Source organism: Geodermatophilus sp. Leaf369, from assembly GCF_001424455.1.
GTDB lineage: Bacteria > Actinomycetota > Actinomycetes > Mycobacteriales > Geodermatophilaceae > Klenkia.
The window spans coordinates 1020261-1039449 of sequence record NZ_LMQA01000002.1; the positions used below are offsets into that span (position 1 = coordinate 1020261).

The 19189-nt window shown below is 74.3% G+C and carries 20 protein-coding genes and 1 pseudogene; 16 read left to right on the top strand and 5 right to left on the bottom strand.

Annotated elements, in window-relative coordinates; all coding sequences use genetic code 11:
- The first annotated feature begins 41 nt into the window (after positions 1–41).
- The 4 genes and pseudogenes from rpsD to truA all read left to right on the top strand — a co-directional run bounded on the left by rpsD (position 42) and on the right by truA (position 3571).
- Positions 42–668, top strand: a complete 627-nt coding sequence (rpsD, locus tag ASG36_RS13855) for a 30S ribosomal protein S4 (protein ID WP_055764666.1) — start codon at positions 42–44, stop codon at positions 666–668.
- Positions 669–771: 103 nt separating this feature from the next.
- The gene (locus ASG36_RS13860) at positions 772–1836 is read left to right on the top strand and encodes a DNA-directed RNA polymerase subunit alpha (protein ID WP_055764667.1); all 1065 of its coding nucleotides are present in this window, start codon (positions 772–774) and stop codon (positions 1834–1836) included.
- A gap of 144 nt (positions 1837–1980) precedes the next feature.
- Positions 1981–2328: pseudogene (gene rplQ, locus ASG36_RS22685) on the top strand (50S ribosomal protein L17); the annotation flags it as partial.
- 445 nt (positions 2329–2773) lie between these two features.
- Positions 2774–3571, top strand: a complete 798-nt coding sequence (gene truA / locus ASG36_RS13870; RefSeq protein WP_235495016.1) for a tRNA pseudouridine(38-40) synthase TruA — start codon at positions 2774–2776, stop codon at positions 3569–3571.
- On the opposite strand, the gene ASG36_RS13875 is transcribed toward truA, so the two are convergent.
- Together ASG36_RS13875 and ASG36_RS13880 are read right to left on the bottom strand one after the other, a co-directional pair.
- A complete protein-coding gene (locus tag ASG36_RS13875) occupies positions 3564–4229 on the bottom strand; it encodes an SDR family oxidoreductase (RefSeq protein WP_055764673.1) in 666 nt (221 codons plus the stop codon). The two genes, truA and ASG36_RS13875, sit on opposite strands and share 8 nt — an antisense overlap.
- A 9-nt stretch (positions 4230–4238) precedes the next feature.
- Positions 4239–4838 (bottom strand): molybdenum cofactor guanylyltransferase, encoded by a 600-nt coding sequence (locus ASG36_RS13880; RefSeq protein WP_055764675.1) that lies wholly within the window; start codon positions 4836–4838, stop codon positions 4239–4241.
- A gap of 41 nt (positions 4839–4879) precedes the next feature.
- Here ASG36_RS13880 and fdhD point away from each other — a divergent pair, with 41 nt between their 5' ends.
- Positions 4880–5710, top strand: coding sequence for a formate dehydrogenase accessory sulfurtransferase FdhD (gene fdhD / locus ASG36_RS13885; RefSeq protein ID WP_055764678.1), 831 nt, complete (start codon positions 4880–4882; stop codon positions 5708–5710).
- Here fdhD and ASG36_RS13890 read toward each other — a convergent pair.
- The 3 genes from ASG36_RS13890 to glp are packed head-to-tail and all read right to left on the bottom strand — an operon-like array spanning position 5707 to position 7864.
- Positions 5707–6195: a molybdenum cofactor biosynthesis protein B gene (locus ASG36_RS13890; RefSeq protein ID WP_055764680.1), complete on the bottom strand. Its 489-nt coding sequence runs from the start codon at positions 6193–6195 to the stop codon at positions 5707–5709. The genes fdhD and ASG36_RS13890 overlap by 4 nt on opposite strands.
- Positions 6192–6662: a cyclic pyranopterin monophosphate synthase MoaC gene (gene moaC, locus ASG36_RS13895; protein WP_055764682.1), complete on the bottom strand. Its 471-nt coding sequence runs from the start codon at positions 6660–6662 to the stop codon at positions 6192–6194. Before moaC ends, ASG36_RS13890 begins: the two co-directional genes overlap by 4 nt.
- Positions 6659–7864 carry a gephyrin-like molybdotransferase Glp gene (glp, locus tag ASG36_RS13900; RefSeq protein WP_055764683.1) on the bottom strand — a complete coding sequence of 402 codons (1206 nt, stop codon included), beginning with the start codon at positions 7862–7864 and terminating at the stop codon, positions 6659–6661. Before glp ends, moaC begins: the two co-directional genes overlap by 4 nt.
- Before the next feature lie 65 nt (positions 7865–7929).
- On the opposite strand from glp, the gene ASG36_RS13905 reads away from it, so the two are divergent.
- The 11 genes from ASG36_RS13905 (at position 7930) to tsaE (ending at position 19174) form a co-directional block, all read left to right on the top strand.
- Positions 7930–8415 (top strand): carbonic anhydrase, encoded by a 486-nt coding sequence (locus tag ASG36_RS13905; RefSeq protein ID WP_157498793.1) that lies wholly within the window; start codon positions 7930–7932, stop codon positions 8413–8415.
- Positions 8416–8442: 27 nt separating this feature from the next.
- A complete protein-coding gene (locus ASG36_RS13910) occupies positions 8443–9705 on the top strand; it encodes a hypothetical protein (protein WP_157498794.1) in 1263 nt (420 codons plus the stop codon).
- A gap of 152 nt (positions 9706–9857) precedes the next feature.
- Positions 9858–10301 (top strand): 50S ribosomal protein L13, encoded by a 444-nt coding sequence (gene rplM, locus ASG36_RS13915; RefSeq protein WP_055764687.1) that lies wholly within the window; start codon positions 9858–9860, stop codon positions 10299–10301.
- Between the two features lie 8 nt (positions 10302–10309).
- On the top strand, positions 10310–10729 hold the full coding sequence (gene rpsI / locus ASG36_RS13920; RefSeq protein ID WP_055765190.1) for a 30S ribosomal protein S9: 420 nt from the start codon (positions 10310–10312) through the stop codon (positions 10727–10729).
- Positions 10730–10740: 11 nt separating this feature from the next.
- The gene (gene glmM / locus ASG36_RS13925) at positions 10741–12093 is read left to right on the top strand and encodes a phosphoglucosamine mutase (protein ID WP_055764689.1); all 1353 of its coding nucleotides are present in this window, start codon (positions 10741–10743) and stop codon (positions 12091–12093) included.
- 32 nt (positions 12094–12125) lie between these two features.
- Positions 12126–13988: a glutamine--fructose-6-phosphate transaminase (isomerizing) gene (glmS, locus tag ASG36_RS13930; RefSeq protein WP_055764690.1), complete on the top strand. Its 1863-nt coding sequence runs from the start codon at positions 12126–12128 to the stop codon at positions 13986–13988.
- Between the two features lies 1 nt (position 13989).
- Positions 13990–14364, top strand: a complete 375-nt coding sequence (locus tag ASG36_RS13935) for a holo-ACP synthase (RefSeq protein WP_055764692.1) — start codon at positions 13990–13992, stop codon at positions 14362–14364.
- Entirely contained in the window at positions 14361–15788 is a 1428-nt protein-coding gene (locus ASG36_RS13940; RefSeq protein ID WP_055764694.1) for an NAD(P)H-hydrate dehydratase, read from the top strand. Before ASG36_RS13935 ends, ASG36_RS13940 begins: the two co-directional genes overlap by 4 nt.
- A gap of 115 nt (positions 15789–15903) precedes the next feature.
- Entirely contained in the window at positions 15904–17043 is a 1140-nt protein-coding gene (alr, locus tag ASG36_RS13945; RefSeq protein ID WP_235494975.1) for an alanine racemase, read from the top strand.
- Positions 17040–18224, top strand: coding sequence for an alpha/beta fold hydrolase (locus ASG36_RS13950; RefSeq protein ID WP_055764698.1), 1185 nt, complete (start codon positions 17040–17042; stop codon positions 18222–18224). Before alr ends, ASG36_RS13950 begins: the two co-directional genes overlap by 4 nt.
- A gap of 5 nt (positions 18225–18229) precedes the next feature.
- Positions 18230–19174: a tRNA (adenosine(37)-N6)-threonylcarbamoyltransferase complex ATPase subunit type 1 TsaE gene (tsaE, locus tag ASG36_RS22690; protein ID WP_235494977.1), complete on the top strand. Its 945-nt coding sequence runs from the start codon at positions 18230–18232 to the stop codon at positions 19172–19174.
- Positions 19175–19189: the final 15 nt, after the last annotated feature.

Genomic DNA, 19189 nt, shown 5'->3' on the forward strand with positions numbered 1-19189 from the left:
GCGCATCGACTGACTTTCTCAGAAACCAGGGAGACACCACCGTGGCCCGTTACACCGGAGCCGACTGCCGCCTGTGCCGGCGCGAGAAGATGAAGCTGTTCCTCAAGGGGAGCAAGTGCGAGTCCGCCAAGTGCCCGATCGAGATCCGTCCCTACCCCCCGGGTGAGCACGGTCGCGGTCGCACCAAGGACAGCGAGTACCTGCTGCAGCTGCGTGAGAAGCAGAAGGCCCGTCGCATCTACGGCGTGCTGGAGAAGCAGTTCCGCGGCTACTACCAGGAAGCCAACAAGAAGTCCGGCAAGACCGGTGAGGTCCTGCTGCAGATCCTCGAGACCCGTCTCGACAACGTGGTCTACCGCGCCGGCTTCGCCAAGTCCCGTGACATGGCCCGCCAGCTGGTGCGCCACGGCCACATCAAGGTCAACGGCCGCAAGGTCGACATCCCCTCCTACCGCGTGTCGGCCAACGACATCGTCGAGGTGGCTGCCAAGTCCACCGAGATGGTGCCGTTCCAGGTCGCCCAGGCCGAGGCTGGCTCCAAGCCGGTCCCTGCGTGGCTTGAGGTGATCAGCAGCCAGCTCAAGGTGCTCGTGCACTCCATCCCGGCCCGCCAGGTCATCGACACCCCGGTCCAGGAGCAGTTGATCGTCGAGCTCTACAGCAAGTGATCCACCCGTAGGACGGTGGGGCGGGCAGACAGACGCCCGCCCCACCGGCACGTCACCCTCACGGCGTCATATTGCGGTCGCCGGAGGACCCTGGAGGAGAACCGTGCTCATCGCCCAGCGCCCCACCCTGACCGAAGAGGCCATCGACGCCTCGCGGTCCCGCTTCGTCATCGAGCCCCTCGAGCCCGGCTTCGGCTACACGCTCGGCAACTCGCTGCGTCGCACCCTGCTGTCCTCGATCCCCGGTGCCGCTGTCACCAGCATCCGCATCGAGGGCACCCTGCACGAGTTCACGACCGTGCCGGGGGTGAAGGAGGACGTCACCGAGCTCATCCTGAACCTCAAGGGCCTGGTCGTGAGCTCGGACTCCGACGAGCCGGTCACCATGTACCTGCGCAAGCAGGGCCCCGGTGAGGTCACCGCCGCCGACATCGCGCCCCCGGCCGGTGTCGAGGTGCACAACCCCGAGCTCCACATCGCGACCCTGAACGCCAAGGGCCGGCTGGAGATCGAGCTCGTCGTCGAGCGTGGCCGCGGCTACGTGCCGGCCACCCAGAACAAGCAGCCCGGCCAGGAGATCGGCCGCATCCCGGTCGACTCGATCTACTCCCCGGTGCTCAAGGTGACCTACGCCGTCGAGGCCACCCGCGTCGAGCAGCGCACCGACTTCGACCGCCTCGTGGTCGACGTCGAGACCAAGCCGTCGATGGAGCCGCGTGACGCCATCGCCTCGGCCGGTTCCACCCTGGTGGAGCTGTTCGGCCTGCTGCGCGAGCTGAACGTCGACGCCGAGGGCATCGAGGTCGGGCCCAGCCCGGCCGAGGCCGCCGACATCGCGAACTTCTCGATGCCGATCGAGGACATGGACCTCACCGTCCGTTCCTACAACTGCTTGAAGCGCGAGGGCGTGCACACCGTCGGTGAGCTCGTCACCCGCTCCGAGGCCGACCTGCTCGACATCCGCAACTTCGGTGCGAAGTCGATCGACGAGGTCAAGCTCAAGCTCGCTGCCATGGGCCTCGCGCTCAAGGACAGCCCGCCCGGGTTCGTCCCCACCTCGGTGGAGAGCTACGACGAGACCTACGACGACAGCTACCCCGGCGAGAACCAGTACGCCGACGGCCAGCAGTACACCGAGGGCGACTTCCGGGAGACCGAGCAGCTCTGATCGACGGACCCCGTCGTCGCACCGCCCCACCCGGGGCGGTGCGACAGCGGGATCCCGCCGGGACCGGCACGGCCGGGACCGGAGCACCACCCATCAGATGAACGCGCGGCCACGGATGATCCGGCGGCCTGAGGAAGGACCGACATGCCCACTCCCACCAAGGGCCCCCGCCTCGGCGGATCGCCGGCGCACGAGAAGCTGATGCTGGCGAACCTCGCCACGTCGCTCTTCGAGCACGGCCGGATCACCACCACCGAGACCAAGGCCAAGCGGCTGCGTCCGCTGGCCGAGAAGCTCGTCACGCTGGCCAAGCGCGGCGACCTGCACGCCCGCCGTCAGGTGATGACCACCGTCCGCGACAAGAACGTGGTCCACCACCTCTTCGCCGAGATCGGCCCGCGCTTCGAGAACCGTCCCGGCGGCTACACCCGGATCACGAAGGTCGGCCCCCGCAAGGGCGACAACGCCCCGATGGCCGTCATCGAGCTCGTCGAGGCCCTCACCGTGGCCCAGGAGGCCGTCGGCGAGGCCGAGCGCGCCCGTGGCACCCGGTTCGCCGCCGGCGCCGGTGGCGCCTCTGCTGCCGGTGAGGTGACCGCGACCTCCGAGGAGATCGCCGACGAGGCCAGCGACCAGGCCGACGCCGAGCAGGCCGTCACCGACGTCTACAGCCCCGACGACGAGGTCCAGGACGAGAACACCACCGAGGAGCAGCCGACCGCCGAGAACGGCGTCGTCGTCGAGGCCGAGGGCGTCTCGCCCGACGTCGCCGACGCTGCTGCCGCCGAGGTCAACGCCGCGGAGAACAGCGACGCCGCCACGGCCGGCACGGACGCCCCCGGCGGGGAGTCCGAGCCCGACCCGAAGTGACCCGAGCCTGACCAGCACCACGGACGAGCCCGCCACCGACCCCGGTGGCGGGCTCGTCCGCGTTCGGCTGGGCGTCGCCTACGACGGGGCCGCCTTCCACGGTTGGGCGCGGCAGCCCGCGCAGCGCACCGTGCAGGAGGAGCTCGAGCTGGGCCTGGCCACGGTGCTGCGGCACGACGTGGACCTGACGGTCGCCGGGCGCACCGACGCCGGGGTGCACGCCACCGGCCAGGTGGTCCACCTCGACGTCCCCGCCGCCCTGTGGGCGCAGCACGAGGCGAAGCTGCTGCGCCGGCTGCGCGGGGTCCTGCCCCCCGACGTCGCGGTCACCTCCGCGACAGCCGTCCCGAGCGACTTCGATGCCCGGTTCGCCGCCCTGGGCCGGCACTACGTCTACCGGCTGACCGATGCCGTCTCCGGGCCCCCGCCGCTGCGCCGGGCCGACACCGCGGCCTGGGCGCGCAGCCTGGACGTCCCGGCGATGCGGGTGGCGGCGGCCCTGCTGCTGGGGCAGCACGACTTCGCGGCCTTCTGCCGGCGCCGGGAGGGCGCGACGACCATCCGGGTGCTGCTGGAGCTGGACGTGCAGCGCGACGGCGACCTGGTCACCGTGGCCGCCTCGGCCGATGCCTTCTGCCACTCGATGGTGCGCAGCCTCGTCGGTGCCCTGCTCGCGGTGGGCGAGGGGCGGCGGGAGCCCGGGTGGCCGGCCTCGCTGCTCGCCCGCACCACCCGGGCCGACGACGTTCCGGTGGCCCCGGCGGGCGGGCTCACGCTGGTCGCGGTGGACTACCCGCCCGACGACCAGCTGGCCGCCCGCACACGCACCACCCGGGCCCGCCGGGACGACCCGCTGCTCAGCTGAGGGCGGCGACGGCCTCGTCGATCGGGGTGTTGCCGCCGTTGAGCTCGACGACCACGCCGGGTGCGGGGTGGTCCAGCAGGGCCACGAGCACGGCGGCGACGTCGTCCCGGGTGACCTCGCCGTGCTCGACGTGCGGGGCGAGCTCGACGGTGCCCACGCCGGGGTCGTCGGTGAGGGTGACCGGACGCAGCACCGTCGTGTCCAGGCCGGTACGCGGCAGCACGTCCTGCTCGGCGGCGAGCTTGGCGCGCAGGTAGGCGACGAAGCCCTCGTCCATGCCCTCGGGGACGGCGCCGTCGGCGACGGAGTCCGCGCCGATCGAGGACACCAGCAGGTAGGGCCGCACACCGGCGGCCTCGGCGGCGTCGGCCAGCAGCACCGCGGCGCCCCGGTCGACGGTGTCCTTGCGGGCGACGCCGCTGTCCGGGCCGCCGCCGGCGGCGAAGACCACGGCGTCGGCGCCGCGGACGACGTCGGTCACCTGGTCGGCGGAGGCCTGCTCCAGGTCCAGGACGACGGGGTCGACGCCATCGGCGGTGAGGTCGGTGGTGTGGTCGGGGTTGCGGACGATGCCCACGACGGTGTCGCCGCGACCGGCCAGCAGGCGGCCGAGTCGGCGGGCGATCTGTCCGTGGGCTCCGGCGATGACGATGTGCATGTCCCCGGCCTACCCCGCGGGCGGCCGGGGCAGTCCCGCGGCCTGGCGGGCGCGCTCGAGGTCGGCGGGGGTGTCGCAGTCGGTCCAGGGAGCGGGTCGGCCGGGCTCCACGGCGGGCCGGTGCCGGCGGACGGCGAGGTCGGCGAGCACCGCCCGCATCGAGGTGGGCCCCCGCACGTCGGGGACCGCGGCGCGCAGGGCCGCGGTCCGCCAGACCCCGAGCAGGTGCTGGTCGCGACCGGTGGCGTCGACGACGAGCACGCCGTCCCCGGTGAGCCGGCCGCGGAGCTCCTGGACCACCGCGGCCGTGACGAAGGGGAGGTCCGCGGCGAGGACGGCGACCACGTCGGTGTCCACCGCGGCCAGCCCCGCCCGCAGCGCGGGGACCGGGCCGCCGCCGGGCGGCTCCTCCCGGACCACCCGGACGCCGTCGGGGGTCGGCTGCGGGGGGCCGACGACGACGCGGGTCGCGGCGTCGGCGACGGCGTCCAGGACCAGGCCGAGCATGGTGCGCCCGCCGACCTCGAGCTGGGGCTTGGCGCGACCGCCGAGCCGGGCGGCCCGGCCCCCGGCCAGGACGACGGCGGCGTAGGGCGGCAGCGGGCTCACGGGGTGACCGTAGGTCGCTGCCGGTGCGTACCGTCGACGGCGTGGGACGAGTCACCAGCCGGACACCGGTGCTGCGCATCCGGGGGCCCCACGTGGCCACCCGACCCGACACCGTCGCCAGCGAGGAGCCGCTGGAGATCCGGCTGGACGGGACGCCGCTGGCGGTCACCATGCGCACCCCGGGCGACGACTTCGACCTGGTGCACGGGTTCCTGGTCACCGAGGGCGTGATCGCCTCGGCGGACGACGTGCTCTCGCTGAGGTACTGCGACTCCGTCGACGACGCCGGGCGCAACACCTACAACGTCGTCGACGTGGACCTCGCGCCCGGCGTGGAGGCCCCGGACACCGCGCTGGACCGGAACTTCTACACGACCAGCTCGTGCGGGGTCTGCGGCAAGGCGAGCATCGACGCGATCCGGACCAAGACGCGTTTCGACGTCCCCGGTGACGAGACCCGGCTGACCCTGGAGACCCTCCTCGCGCTGCCGGACCGGCTGCGGGCCGAGCAGGAGGTCTTCGACCGCACCGGCGGGCTGCACGCGGCGGGGTTGTTCACCGCGGAGGGCGAGCTGGTCGCGCTGCGCGAGGACGTGGGCCGGCACAACGCGGTGGACAAGGTCGTCGGTGACGCCGTCCGAGCCGGCCGGCTGCCGCTGGCCGGGCACGTGCTCATGGTCAGCGGACGCAGCAGCTTCGAGCTGACGCAGAAGGCCGCGATGGCCGGCATCCCGGTGCTGGCCGCGGTCTCGGCCCCCAGCTCGCTGGCCGTGGAGCTCGCCGACTCCACCGGCATCACCCTGGTCGGCTTCCTCCGCGGCGACGGCTGCAACGTCTACAGCCACACCCGCCGGCTGGTGCTGCCCGCCTAGTGGTCGCCGCCGCGGAGCTGGCTCACCACGTGGGGCAGCAGCGGCCCGAGCACGGCGAGCCCGTCGCGCACCCCGCCGGTGGAACCCGGCAGGTTGACGATCAGCGTCCGCCCGGCCGTCCCGGCCAGTCCGCGGGACAGCACCGCGGTGGGGACGGCGGGCTGCCCGTACCGGCGGACGGCGTCGGCGATGCCGGGGGCGTCGCGCTCGAGTACGAGCCGGGTGGCCTCCGGGGTCACGTCGGTGGGGGTGAGCCCGGTGCCGCCGGTGGTGAGCACGACGTCGGCGCCGGAGGCGACGGCCTCGCGGAGCACGGCGGCGAGCTGGTCGACGTCGTCCGGGCGCACGTGCGGGCCCTCGACGGTGAAGCCGAGCTCGCGGAGCCCGGCGGCCAGCGCCTGGCCGGAGCGGTCCTCGTAGACCCCGGCCGAGGCCCGGTTCGAGGCGGTGACGACGACGGCGCGGGCGCCTGCGGGGAGGGTCATCGGGTCCAGTCGCCCTTCTTGCCGCCGGACTTCGCCAGCAGCCGGACGTCGGTGATGACCGCGCGCGGGTCGACGGCCTTGACCATGTCGATGACGGTCAGACCGGTGACGGCCACCGCGGTCAGCGCCTCCATCTCGATGCCGGTGCGGTCGGCGGTGCGCGCGGTCACGGTGATCTCCACCGCCTCGTCGGTGACCTCGAGGTCGACGGTGACGCCGTGCAGGGCCACGGGGTGGCACAGCGGGATGAGGTCCGGGGTCCGCTTGGCCCCGGCGATGCCGGCGATCCGGGCGACGGCGATGGCATCGCCCTTGGGCACGCCCTCCCCGCGCAGCAGGGCGACGACCTCGGGGCTGACCAGCACGCGGCCGGCGGCGGTCGCGACGCGGGCGGTGACGGCCTTCTCGGTGACGTCCACCATCCGGGCGGCCCCGGAGGCGTCGAGGTGGGTGAAGCCGCTGGTCACTGGAGTGCTCCTTCGATCAGGACGACCTCGACCGAGCTGCCGGCGGGCAGGGCGGTGACGTCCTCGGGGACGACGACGAGGGAGTTGGCGCGGGCGAGGTGGGCGACCAGGTGCGAGCCGGGCCCACCGACCTGGGAGACCTCGCCGCCGTCGAACCAGCCCCGCAGGAACTGCCGCTTGCCGGCGGGGGAGGTCAGGGGTCCCGTGAGCCGGGCGGTGGTGCGCAGCCGGCCGGGGTGGGTGATGCCCATCGCCCGGCGCAGCGCGGGGCGGACGAACACCTCGAAGGAGACGAAGGAGCTCACCGGGTTGCCCGGCAGGGTGACCACCGGGACGCCGTCCACGGTGCCGCAGCCCTGGGGGCCGCCGGGCTGCATCGCGACCTTGAGGAACTCGACGGTGCCCAGTGCACCGAAGGCGTCCTTGACCACCTCGTAGGCGCCCATGCTCACCCCGCCGCTGGTGAGCAGCAGGTCGGCGGCGGCGAGCTCGGCGCGCACGGTCCCGAGGAACTGCTCGACGTCGTCGGGCACGAAGTGCAGCGTGCGGGCCTCGCCGCCGGCGTCCTGGACCGCGGTGGCCAGCAGCAGGGAGTTGGACTCGTAGATCTGCCCCGGTGCCAGCGGCTCCCCGGGGGCGACCAGCTCGCTGCCGGTGGACAGCACCAGCACCCGGGGACGACGGCGGACGACGACGGTGGACCGCCCGATGGACGCCGCCAACCCCAGCTGCGAGGAGCCCAGCACCACCCCGGCGGCCAGGGCCACCGCGCCCTCGGCGATGTCCTCCCCGGCGTGCCGCAGGTGCGTGCCGCGCCCGGGGGAGGAGGTGATCGTGACGGTGTCGGTGGCGCCGTCGGTGCGCTCGACCGGGACGACGACGTCGGCACCGGCGGGCATCGGGGCGCCGGTCATGATCCGGTGCACCGCACCGGGCTCCAGCACGGGCACGTCGACCCGGCCGGCCGGGAGGTCCGCGGTCACCGGGAGCCGGACGGGGGTCTGCTCGGTGGCCGACCCGACGTCGTCCCAGCGGGCGGCGTAGCCGTCCATCGCGGAGTTGGTGAACACCGGCAACGGGACGGCGGCCGTCACGTCCTCGGCGAGGACCCGGCCGGCCGCGCGGGCCAGGGGCACCTCCTCGGTCCCGGTGCTGCGGAGGAGGTCGGCGACGACCTGCTGGTGTTCCTCGACGGTGCGCACGACCCCATCCTCACCCGGGCCACGGTCGGCGTGCCCGGCGCCACGGCCTTGGCTAGGTTGCCAGCGTGGACGAGATCGACGCGATGCTGGCCGCCAACGCCGACTGGGTCACCCGGTTCCCCGGGTCCAAGCCGGTCCGCCCCGCCCGGCACGTCGCCGTGGTGGCGTGCATGGACTCCCGGATGCCGCTGTTCCCGCTGCTGGGCCTCGAGGTGGGCGACGCCCACGTCATCCGCAACGCCGGCGGGGTGGTCACCGACGACACCCTGCGGTCGTTGACGATCAGCCAGCACCTGCTGGGCACCCGGCAGGTCGTGCTGGTGCACCACACCGACTGCGGCCTGCAGAAGACCGACGACGCCGGGCTGGCCGACGTCGTCGAGGCGGCGACCGGGCACCGGCCCCCGTGGCCGGCCCGCACCTTCACCGACGTCGACGAGGACGTCCGGGAGTCGCTGCGGCTGCTGCGCGCCACCCCGTACCTGCTCTCCCACGACGTCCGCGGCACGGTCTACGACGTCGACACCGGTCGCCTGCGTGAGGTCTCCTGACCAGGGCTGTTCCGTAAGGTGACCGCCGTGCGCACCCCGACGGCCCCCGCCCGCCCGCATGCCCTCGCCGCGGGGGTGCTCGCCGGCGCGCTGCTGCTCACCGGGTGCACGAGCACGGTGGACGGCACGGCCAGCCCGGTGGCTGCGGGCACGTCCCAGGCGCCGGAGAGCTCGTCGGAGGCGCCGGAGACCAGCGAGGCCCCCACGGGTCAGGTGACGCCGGCGCCGGAGATCGGGCCGGGCACCGGTGCCGAGGCCCGGCGGATCGCCTCGGTGAGCTCGCTGATCTCCACCACGAGCCCCGAGCGCACCGAGGGCTGCTTCCCCTCCGGTCCCTTCGGCAGCGCCAGCGGCATCGACGTCCTCTACTTCGGGGACGGCCGGGTCGAGCAGGAGCTGGACCGGTGGGGCTTCGTGGCCGGGTGGGGGAACTGCAACCAGGACGTGGCGAACAACGGCTCGTTGACGCTGGCCGCGGAGATGAGCGACCCCGACTCGGCGGTCGCGGCCGCCGAGGCGCTCAACGAGATCGGCCTGGACTACGACCTCGGCGGCACCGAGCCGGTGGAGCTGCCCGACCTGGGTGTCACCGGGGCGCTGACCGCCGGGGGAGCGGACTCGGCGGGGAACCCGACCGACACCGCGCAGGCCTGGGTGCCCACCGGCAGGATGCTCGCCTACGCGTTCGTGGACGCCCCCGCCGGGGGAGCGGTGGACCTGCTGACCCGGCAGCTGCAGGACCAGCTGGCCCTGCTGGCGACCTTCGAGCCCACCCCCCAGGACCAGGTCCCCGACCTGGACTCCGACCCCCTGGACCTGGCCCAGTACGCCCTGGCGCCGCCCGGGGACCCGACCCGGTTCACCGGCGGCTACGACCTCGAGGGCTACCTGCGCTTCGCCATCGACCCGATCGCCGAGCGCACGCTGCTCAGCAGCAACGGGTTCACCGGCTTCTACGCCAAGCAGTCCGGCGACGACGCCACCGACCTCGAGTACGCCGTCGCGCTCTACGCCTTCCCGACCTCGGCGCAGACCAACGCCGTCTACGAGGGCTTCCGCACCCTGGAGACCACCGAGTTCGGCGGCACCCCGTTCGTGTTGCCGGCCATCCCCGATGCGCCCTGCTTCGTCTTCGCCTCCGACGACACCGGGACGTCGTTCTACCAGCGGTGCTACGTGGGCTTCGGCAGCCACCTCGCCAGCCTCGACGTGCTGGGCGTGACCGCGATCGACGACTACTCCCAGATGAACACGCTGCTGCCGCAGCAGCGGGACCTCATCGACGGCTGACCGGGGAGGTCGGGGTCCGCCCGGCTGGTATCGTCGTCCGCTGGCGCGCCTGCCGGCTGGTGCACGCGCGCTGTCGATCGTCTTCGATCCCGTCTCCCGTTCTCGGTGAGGCGACTCCACCAGCCACTCCGACGACGAGGAAGTGGGCCCCCGTGCGCACGTACACCCCCAAGCCCGGTGACATCACCCGGGCCTGGCACGTCATCGACGCCACCGACGTGGTGCTCGGTCGACTGGCCAGCCAGACCGCGCAGCTCCTGCGCGGCAAGCACAAGCCGATGTACGCCCTGCACATGGACGTCGGCGACTTCGTCGTCGTCATCAACGCGGGCAAGGTCGCGCTGACCGGCTCCAAGCGCGACGAGAAGACGGCCTACCGCCACTCGGGTCACCCGGGCGGCCTCAAGGCCATCAACGTCGGCGACGAGATCAAGACCCGTCCCGACCGCGTCATCGAGCGCGCCGTCAAGGGGATGCTGCCGCACAACACGCTGGGCCGGCAGATGCTCTCCAAGCTCAAGGTCTACGCCGGGCCCGAGCACCCGCACGCCGCCCAGCAGCCCCAGACCTACGAGATCAAGCAGGTGTCCCAGTGACCACCCCGATGACGGCCCCCCAGACCGTGACCGACGCCGACGGTCGCCCGATCCAGACCGTCGGCCGCCGCAAGGAGGCCATCGTCCGGGTGCGCCTGCTCCCCGGCACCGGCCAGTTCAAGCTCAACGGCCGGACCATCGAGGAGTACTTCCCGAACAAGGTCCACCAGCAGCTCATCCGTGAGCCGTTCGTGATCCTCGAGAAGAACGAGCAGTACGACGTGGTCGGCCTGCTCCACGGTGGCGGCGTCTCCGGCCAGGCCGGCGCGCTGCGTCTGGCGATCGCCCGGGCGCTCATCGAGGTCGAGCCCGACGACCGTCCGGCGCTGAAGAAGGCCGGCTTCCTCACTCGTGACCCGCGGGCCACCGAGCGCAAGAAGTACGGCCTGAAGAAGGCGCGCAAGGCGCCCCAGTACTCCAAGCGCTGACCGGGCAGTCCGTGGGTCGCCTCTTCGGGACCGACGGCGTCCGGGGTCGGGCCAACGCCGACCTCACGCCGGAGTTGGCCCTCTCGGTGGCACGTGCTGCCGCCAGCGTGCTCGCCGACCGCGACGGGACCCAGCGTCCCGTCGCGGTCGTCGGCCGCGACCCCCGTGCCAGCGGGGAGATGCTCGAGGCCGCCGTGGTGGCGGGCCTGTCGAGCGCGGGCGCCGAGGTGCTGCGGGTGGGCGTGCTGCCCACCCCCGCCGTCGCCTTCCTGACCGCCCAGACCGGCGCCGACCTCGGCGTGATGATCTCGGCCAGTCACAACCCGATGCCCGACAACGGCATCAAGCTGTTCTCCCGCGGTGGGCACAAGCTGCCCGACGCGGTCGAGGCGGCCATCGAACGTCGGATCACCGGCCACCTGTCGGCCAGCGACGCCCCCGACCACCGGCCCACCGGCGCCGACGTCGGCCGGGTCCGCGACCTGCCCGACGCCGGCTCCCGCTACGTGGAGCACGTGCTGTCCTCGCTGCGCCGTCCGCTCGCCGGGGTCCGTGTCGTCGTCGACTGCGCGCACGGCGCCGCCTCGGTCTGCGCCCCGGAGGTCTACCGCCGGGCCGGCGCCCAGGTGCACGTCATCGGCGGGGACCCCGACGGCTGGAACATCAACGACGGCATCGGCTCCACCCACCTGGGGCCGCTGCGGGACGCCGTGGCCGCCACCGGGGCAGACATCGGCATCGCCCACGACGGGGACGCCGACCGCTGCCTGGCCGTCACCGCCACCGGCGAGCTGGTGGACGGCGACCAGATCCTCGCCATCTGCGCCCTGGACCTGCACGAGCGCGGTGAGCTCGTCGGCGACACGGTCGTCGCGACCGTGATGAGCAACCTGGGCTTCCACCACACGATGCGCGACGCCGGCATCACCGTTGCCACCACCGCGGTCGGGGACCGCTACGTGCTGGAGGCGCTGCGCTCGCGCGGGCTGTCCCTGGGCGGGGAGCAGTCCGGGCACCTGGTGTTCCTGGACTGGGCCACCACCGGTGACGGCCTGCTCACCGGGCTGGCCCTGCTGGCCCGGATGTCGGCCACCGGCTCCTCGCTGGCCGAGCTCGCCTCCGTCGTGCAGAAGCTGCCGCAGGTGCTGGTGAACGTGTCGGTGAGCGACCGCATCGCCGTCGCCGAGGACGAGGACGTCGCCCGGGCGGTCAACGCCGCGGAGGAGGAGCTCGGCGACACCGGGCGGGTGCTGCTGCGCCCCTCGGGCACCGAGCAGCTGGTCCGGGTGATGGTCGAGGCCCCCACCCAGGAGCAGGCCGACGAGGTCGCGCACCGGCTCGCCGAGGTCGTCGCCGCCGTCTGAGGAAGCCCCCGGGGGACGTATCGTCAGACCCCATGTGCGGCATCGTGGGGTACGTCGGTCCTCAGAACGCGTTGGACGTGGTCCTGGAGGGCCTGCGCCGGTTGGAGTACCGGGGGTACGACTCCGCGGGGGTCGCCGTCCTGGCCGACGGGCGGCTGGCCACGGCCAAGAAGGCCGGCAAGGTCGCCAACCTGGAGAAGGAGCTCGCCGAGAAGGCGCTCCCGGCCGCGACGATCGGGATCGGGCACACCCGCTGGGCCACCCACGGGGGGCCGACCGACCGCAACGCCCACCCGCACACCTCCGCCGACGGCACCGTGGCGGTGATCCACAACGGGATCATCGAGAACTTCGCCTCGCTGCGCACCGAGGTCGAGGCCACCGGGGTCGAGTTCACCTCCGAGACCGACACCGAGGTCGTCGCCCACCTGCTGGCCGCGGTGTACCCGACGCTGCCCGAGGGCCCGGGCCGGCTGGCCGAGGCCATGCGGGTCGTCTCCCGCCGGCTCGAGGGCGCCTTCACCCTCGTCGCCAGCCACGCCGCCGAGCCCGACACGCTGGTCGCCTCGCGCCGCAACTCCCCGCTCGTGGTCGGCGTCGGCGACGGCGAGTACTTCCTCGGCTCCGACGTGGCCGCCTTCATCGGGCACACCCGCGACGCCCTGGAGCTGGGCCAGGACCAGGTCGTCGAGCTGCACCGCACCCGCGGCGTGACCGTCACCGACTTCGCCGGGAACACCGTCGAGCCGCTTGCCTACTCCGTCGACTGGGACGCCGCGGCCGCCGAGAAGGGCGGCTACGACTGGTTCATGCTCAAGGAGATCGCCGAGCAGCCCCAGGCCGTCGCCGACACCCTGCTGGGCCGCCTCGGCGAGCGCGGGGAGATCGTGCTGGACGAGGTGCGGATCTCCGACGAGGACCTGCGCGGGGTCACCAAGGTCTTCGTCATCGCCTGCGGCACCGCCTACCACGCCGGTCTCATCGCCAAGTACGCCATCGAGCACTGGACCCGGATCCCGGTCGAGGTCGAGCTGGCCAGCGAGTTCCGCTACCGGGACCCGGTGCTCGACCGCTCGACGCTGGTCGTCGTCATCTCCCAGTCCGGGGAGACGATGGACACCCTGATGGCGCTGCGGCACGCCAAGGAGCAGCAGGCCCGGGTGCTGGCGATCTGCAACGCCAACGGCTCGACGATCCCGCGCGAGTCCGACGCGGTGCTCTACACCCGGGCCGGACCCGAGGTCGCCGTCGCCTCGACCAAGGGGTTCCTCACCCAGATCGTGGCCTGCTACCTGGTCGGGCTCTTCCTGGCCCAGGTGCGCGGGCTGAAGTACGAGGACGAGGTCGCCGCCGTCGTCGCCGAGCTGCGCCAGCTGCCCGAGCAGGTGTCCCAGGTGCTCTCGGGGATGGACGAGGTGCGCGCGCTGGGCCGGTCGCTGGCCACCGAGTCCACGATCCTCTTCCTGGGCCGGCACGTCGGGTACCCGGTGGCCCTGGAGGGCGCGCTCAAGCTCAAGGAGCTGGCCTACATCCACGCCGAGGGCTTCGCCGCCGGCGAGCTCAAGCACGGCTCCATCGCGCTGATCGGCGACGGCACCCCGGTCATCGTGATCGCGCCGTCCCCCCGCGGCCGGGAGTCGCTGCACGGCAAGGTGGTCTCCAACATCCAGGAGGTCCGGGCCCGCGGGGCACGCACCATCGTGATCGCCGAGGAGGGCGACGACGACGTGCTGCCCTACGCCGACCACGTCATCCGGGTGCCCCGCACGCCCACGCTGCTCGCCCCGGTGGTCACCACGATCCCGCTGCAGGTGCTGGCCTGCGAGATTGCCGACACCCGCGGCCTGGACGTCGACATGCCCCGCAACCTGGCCAAGTCCGTCACCGTGGAATGAGGTGATCGTCGGGGTCGGGATCGACGTGTGTCCGGTGGAGCGGTTCGCCGCCTCGCTCACCCGGACGCCGGGGCTGCGGGACCGGCTGTTCACCGCCGCCGAGCAGCGGACTCCGTCCGGGGCCGAACGCAGCGGTGAGTCCCTGGCCGCCCGGTTCGCGGCCAAGGAGGCACTCGCCAAGGCCCTCGGTGCCCCCGGGGACCTGCACTGGCACGACGCCGAGGTGACCGTCGGCGAGCACGGCCGTCCGCTCATCGAGGTGCGCGGCACGGTGGCCGCCCGGGCCGCACTGCTCGGGGTGACCGGCTGGCACGTGTCGCTCAGCCACGACGGGGGCATCGCCTCGGCCGTGGTGATCGCAGAGGCGGACTCGTGACCGGGCTGTACACCGCCGACCAGGTGCGGGCGGCGGAGGCCGACCTGCTGGCCCGGCTGCCCCAGGGCGCCCTGATGCAGCGCGCCGCGACCGGACTGGCCACCGTGTGCCTGCGGCTGGTCGGCCGGGCGGTCGGCGTCCGGGTGGTCCTGCTGGTCGGGGCCGGGGACAACGGCGGCGACGCCCTGTTCGCCGGCGCCTTCCTCGCCGGCCGCGGGGCCGCGGTCACCGCGCTGCTCCTGGACCCCGACCGGGCCCACCCGGCCGGTCTCGTCGCCCTCCGCCGGGCCGGGGGCCGCACCGTCACCGACCCCGGCGCCGCCGGACTGGAGCGCGCCGACCTCGTGCTGGACGGGATCGTCGGCATCGGCGGCCGGGGTGGGCTCCGGCCGGCCGCCGCCGACGCCGTCGCCCGGGCGGTCGCCGGACCGGGGCTGCTCGTCGCCGTCGACCTGCCCAGCGGGGTGGACGCCGACACCGGGGCCGTCGACGGCGAGGCGTTCCCCGCCCAGCACACCGTCGTCCTCGGCGCGGTGAAGGCCGGTCTGGTCGTGGGGGAGGGACGCGGGCACGCCGGCACCGTGCACCTGGTGGACATCGGCCTGGAGCTGCCGGCGCCGTCCGCCCGACAGCTCACCGACGCCGAGGTGGCCGACCGGCTGCCCGACCCCGGCGCCGGGGACGACAAGTACAGCCAGGGCGTCGTCGGCGTCGTCGCGGGCTCGGCCACCTACCCCGGTGCGGGCGTGCTCTGCACCGGCGCCGCGCTGCGCACCCGGCCCGGCCTGGTCCGGTACGCCGGCACCGCCGCCGAGGGGGTCCGGGCCGCCTGGCCCGAGGCGATCGTCACCGCCGGCCGACCGTCGGACGCCGGCCGGGTGCAGGCCTGGGTGGTCGGCCCCGGGATGGGCACCGACGACGACGCGGCCGCCGTGCTCGCCGAGGTGCTGGCCACGGACCTCCCGGTGCTCGTCGACGCTGACGGTCTCACCCTGCTCGCCCGCGATCCGGCCCTGGCCCGCGACCGGTCGGCCCCCACCGTGCTGACCCCGCACGACCGGGAGTTCACCCGCTTCGGCTGGGACCTGGGCGCCGACCGGATCGGTGCTGCCCGGGCCGCTGCGGCCGACCTCGGCGTGACCGTGCTGCTCAAGGGCGACGCCACGGTGGTGGCCGACGCCGACGGCACCGCCTTCGTCAACGGCACCGGCACCCCCTGGCTGGCCACCGCCGGCACCGGGGACGTGCTCTCCGGCATCGCCGGTGCGCTGCTCGCGACCGGGCTCCCCGCCGTGGAGGCCGCCGCGGCGGCCGCCCACCTGCACGGCCGCGCCGGCCAGCTCGCCGCCGCGCAGGGCCCGCTGATCGCCTCCGACCTGGTCCGCCACCTCCCCGCCGCCGTCCGCCGCCTGACCCACCCCTGACGAGAGGGGCGCTTCTCGTCAGGAGCTCTGACGAGAAGCGCCTTTCTCGTCGAGGCCGGCGTCGGCGTCGGGTCGGGGAGGGGCCGGGGGGAGGGGGGCTGGGATGATCGCGGACGTGAGAGAGCAGAACCGGGCCGAGGTCGTGGTCGACCTCGACGCGATCGCCGCCAACACCGCAGCCCTGCGCGAGCGGGTCGGCCGGCCGCTGATGGCCGTGGTCAAGGCCGACGGGTACGGCCACGGGCTGGTCCCCGCCGCCCGGGCCGCGCTGGCCGGGGGCGCCGACGCGCTCGGGGTCACCGTGCTGGAGGAGGCACTCGCGCTGCGGGCCGCCGGGGTCACCGCGCCGGTGCTGTCCTGGCAGCACGCCCCGGGGGAGGACTACGCGGCCGCGCTCGCCGTCGACGTCGAGCTGTCGGTCAACGCGGGGTGGGCACTGGCCGAGGTCGTGGACGCCGCCCGGGCCACCGGCCGCACCGCCCGGGTGCAGCTGTTCGTCGACACCGGGCTCTCCCGCGAGGGCGCGACCCCCGCGGACTGGCCCGCGCTGGTGGCCGCCGCCGTCCGGGCGCAGGAGGACGGCGACGTCGTCGTCACCGGGCTGTGGAGCCACCTCGCCTACGCCGACGCCCCCACCCACCCGACGATCGCCGCCCAGGTCGCGGTCTTCGAGGAGGCCACCGCGCTGGCCCGCGAGGCCGGTCTGACCGAGGCGCGGCGGCACCTGGCGAACTCCGCGGCCACCATCGCGCTGCCGCACACCTGGTACGACATGGTCCGCCCGGGCGTCGCGGTGTACGGCCTGGACCCGCTGGGCGGCGACCCGGCGCAGTACGGCCTGCGCCCGGCGATGACCGTGCGCGCCCGCGTCGCGCTCACCAAGCGGGTGCCCGCCGGCACCGGGGTCAGCTACGGCCACACCCACCACACCGCCGCCGAGACCACCCTGGCGCTGGTGCCGGTCGGGTACGCCGACGGCGTGCCGCGGGCCGGTGGCAACCGGGCGCCGGTGCTCGCCGGCGGCGTGCAGCGGACCATCGCCGGCCGGGTCTGCATGGACCAGTTCGTGCTCGAGGTCGGGGACGACGAGATCGCCCCCGGCGACGAGGTCGTGCTGTGGGGCCCCGGCGACGCCGGCGAGCCCACCGCCCAGGACTGGGCCGACGTGCTGGACACCATCCACTACGAGCTGGTCACCCGGGTCGGCGGACGCTTCACCCGGGTGCACACCGGCAGCGCGGGGGTGCCGGCGTGAGCCAGCACCCCACCCCGAAGACCGTCGGCATCCTGGGCGGGGTGCTCGGGCTGGCCGCGGCCGGCGCCGCGGTGGGCGTCGCCGTCACCCGGGCGGCCGGACGACGGGTCACGGCCGCCCAACTCGGCCCGGCCGCCGAGCTGGAGACGATCGAGCCCACCGACCGGCCCGAGGCCGTGCAGCGCGAGGACGACCCGCTGGGCGCCGCCAGCCGGGCGGCCGACACCACCGCCCTCGTGCAGACCCCGGACGGTGTGCTGCTGTCGGTGGAGGAGGTCGGCCCGCAGGACGCGCCCCTGACCGTCGTCTTCGTGCACGGCTACTGCCTGTCGATGGCGTCCTGGACGTTCCAGCGCCGGGACCTCGGGGCCGCGGTGGCCACCGCGAACGGGCACCGGCCCGACGCCCGGCTGGTCTTCTACGACCAGCGCGGGCACGGCTCCTCCGGGCGCGGTCCGGCCGAGCACTCCACGATCAACCAGCTCGCCGACGACCTCGTCGCCGTCCTGGACGCGCGGGCGCCGCGCGGACCGGTCGTGCTCGTCGGGCACTCGATGGGCGGCATGACGGTGCTGTCGCTGGCCGCCCGCCGGCCCGACCTGTTCGGCGGCCGGGTGGTCGGGGTCGGCCTGGTGTCCACCTCGAGTGGCGGCCTGTCCGACCTGAGCTTCGGGCTGCCGCACCTGCTCACCCGGTTCAGCGCCGCGGTCTTCCCGATCGCCGGCTACACGATGCGGCACCGGCCGCAGTGGGCCGAGCGCACCCGCCGGGTGGCCCGTGACGTCGTCTCGGCGGTCGTGAAGACGATGTCCTTCGCCGGGCCGGACGTCGACCCCGCCCTGGTGCGCTACGTGGACGCGATGATCGCAGGCACCCCGGTGGACGTGATCGGCGAGTTCTACCCGGCCATCGCCGGCCTGGACGCCAGTGCCGCCATCGAGCCGCTGACCCGGGTGCCCGTCCTGGTGCTCAGCGGCGACGCGGACAAGCTCATCCCGCAGGGCCACAGCGACCGCATCGTGGCCCGCATCGAGGAGGCCGGCACCCCCGACGCCCCGCCGGACCTGGAGTACGTCGTCGTCCCGGACAGCGGACACCTGGTGCTGCTGCAGCACCCCGCCGAGGTCACCGCGGCGGTCACCCGGCTGCTGCGCCGCGTGGGACAGCGGGCCCGCTCGTGAGACGGGTGCTGCCCACCCCGGCCGACACGCACGCCCTCGGCGTGGAGCTCGCGGGCCTGCTGCGCGCCGGGGACCTGGTGCTGCTGTCGGGCCCGCTCGGTGCCGGGAAGACCGCGCTGACCCAGGGCATCGGCGCCGGGCTGGGCGTGCCCGGCGCGGTCACCTCGCCGACCTTCGTGCTGGCCCGGGTGCACCGCGGTGGACGCGTGCCGCTCGTGCACGTCGACGCCTACCGGCTGGGCTCGGTCGCCGACGTCGACGACCTGGACCTCGACGCCTCCGCCGACGAGGCGGTCACCGTCGTGGAGTGGGGGCACGGGCTGGTCGAGCAGCTGGCCGACGAGCACCTGGTCGTCGAGCTGAGCAGGGCCGACGACGACGTGCGCACCGCCGAGCTGGTGCCGCACGGGCCGTCCTGGACCGCCCGGCTCGCCCAGCTGCCCGACCGCCCGCAGCGCCGTCGGGAGACCGTGCGGGTGCTGCTGCTGGACGACCACGACCGGGTGCTCCTGTTCCGGGACAGCGACACCGGGACGACGCCGGTGTCGACCTGGTGGATGACGCCCGGCGGCGGCATCGAGGACGGCGAGGACGAGCTCACCGCCGTCGTCCGGGAGCTCGCCGAGGAGACCGGGCTGGACGTCGACCCCGCGCAGGTGCTGGGCCCGGTCGCCCGCCGACGGGTCCGGCACGGGTACTCCGACCAGGTCGTGGACCAGGCCGACGTGTTCTACGTCGTCCGGGTGCCGGCGTTCGACGTCTCGGTGGCCGGCCACACGGAGGACGAGCAGCGCACCCTGCTGGGCCACCGCTGGTGGACCCGGGAGGAGCTGGCCTCGGCGGCCGAGCCCGTGTGGCCGGTGCTGCTCCCCGAGCTGTGGCACCTCGCCGACGACCCCGCCGCCTGGCCCCGCGAGCTGCCCGACGTCGAGGAGTCCACCCGCCCCTGACCCGGCGGCGACTAA

Coding starts and splice junctions, on each gene's coding strand:
- glmS (WP_055764690.1), top strand. CDS start 12,126: ATGTGCGGCATCGTGGGGTACGTCGGTCCTCAGAACGCGTTGGACGTG.
- ASG36_RS13875 (WP_055764673.1), bottom strand. CDS start 4,229: ATGCACATCGTCATCGCCGGAGCCCACGGACAGATCGCCCGCCGACTC.
- ASG36_RS13890 (WP_055764680.1), bottom strand. CDS start 6,195: ATGACCCTCCCCGCAGGCGCCCGCGCCGTCGTCGTCACCGCCTCGAAC.
- rpsI (WP_055765190.1), top strand. CDS start 10,310: ATGACGGCCCCCCAGACCGTGACCGACGCCGACGGTCGCCCGATCCAG.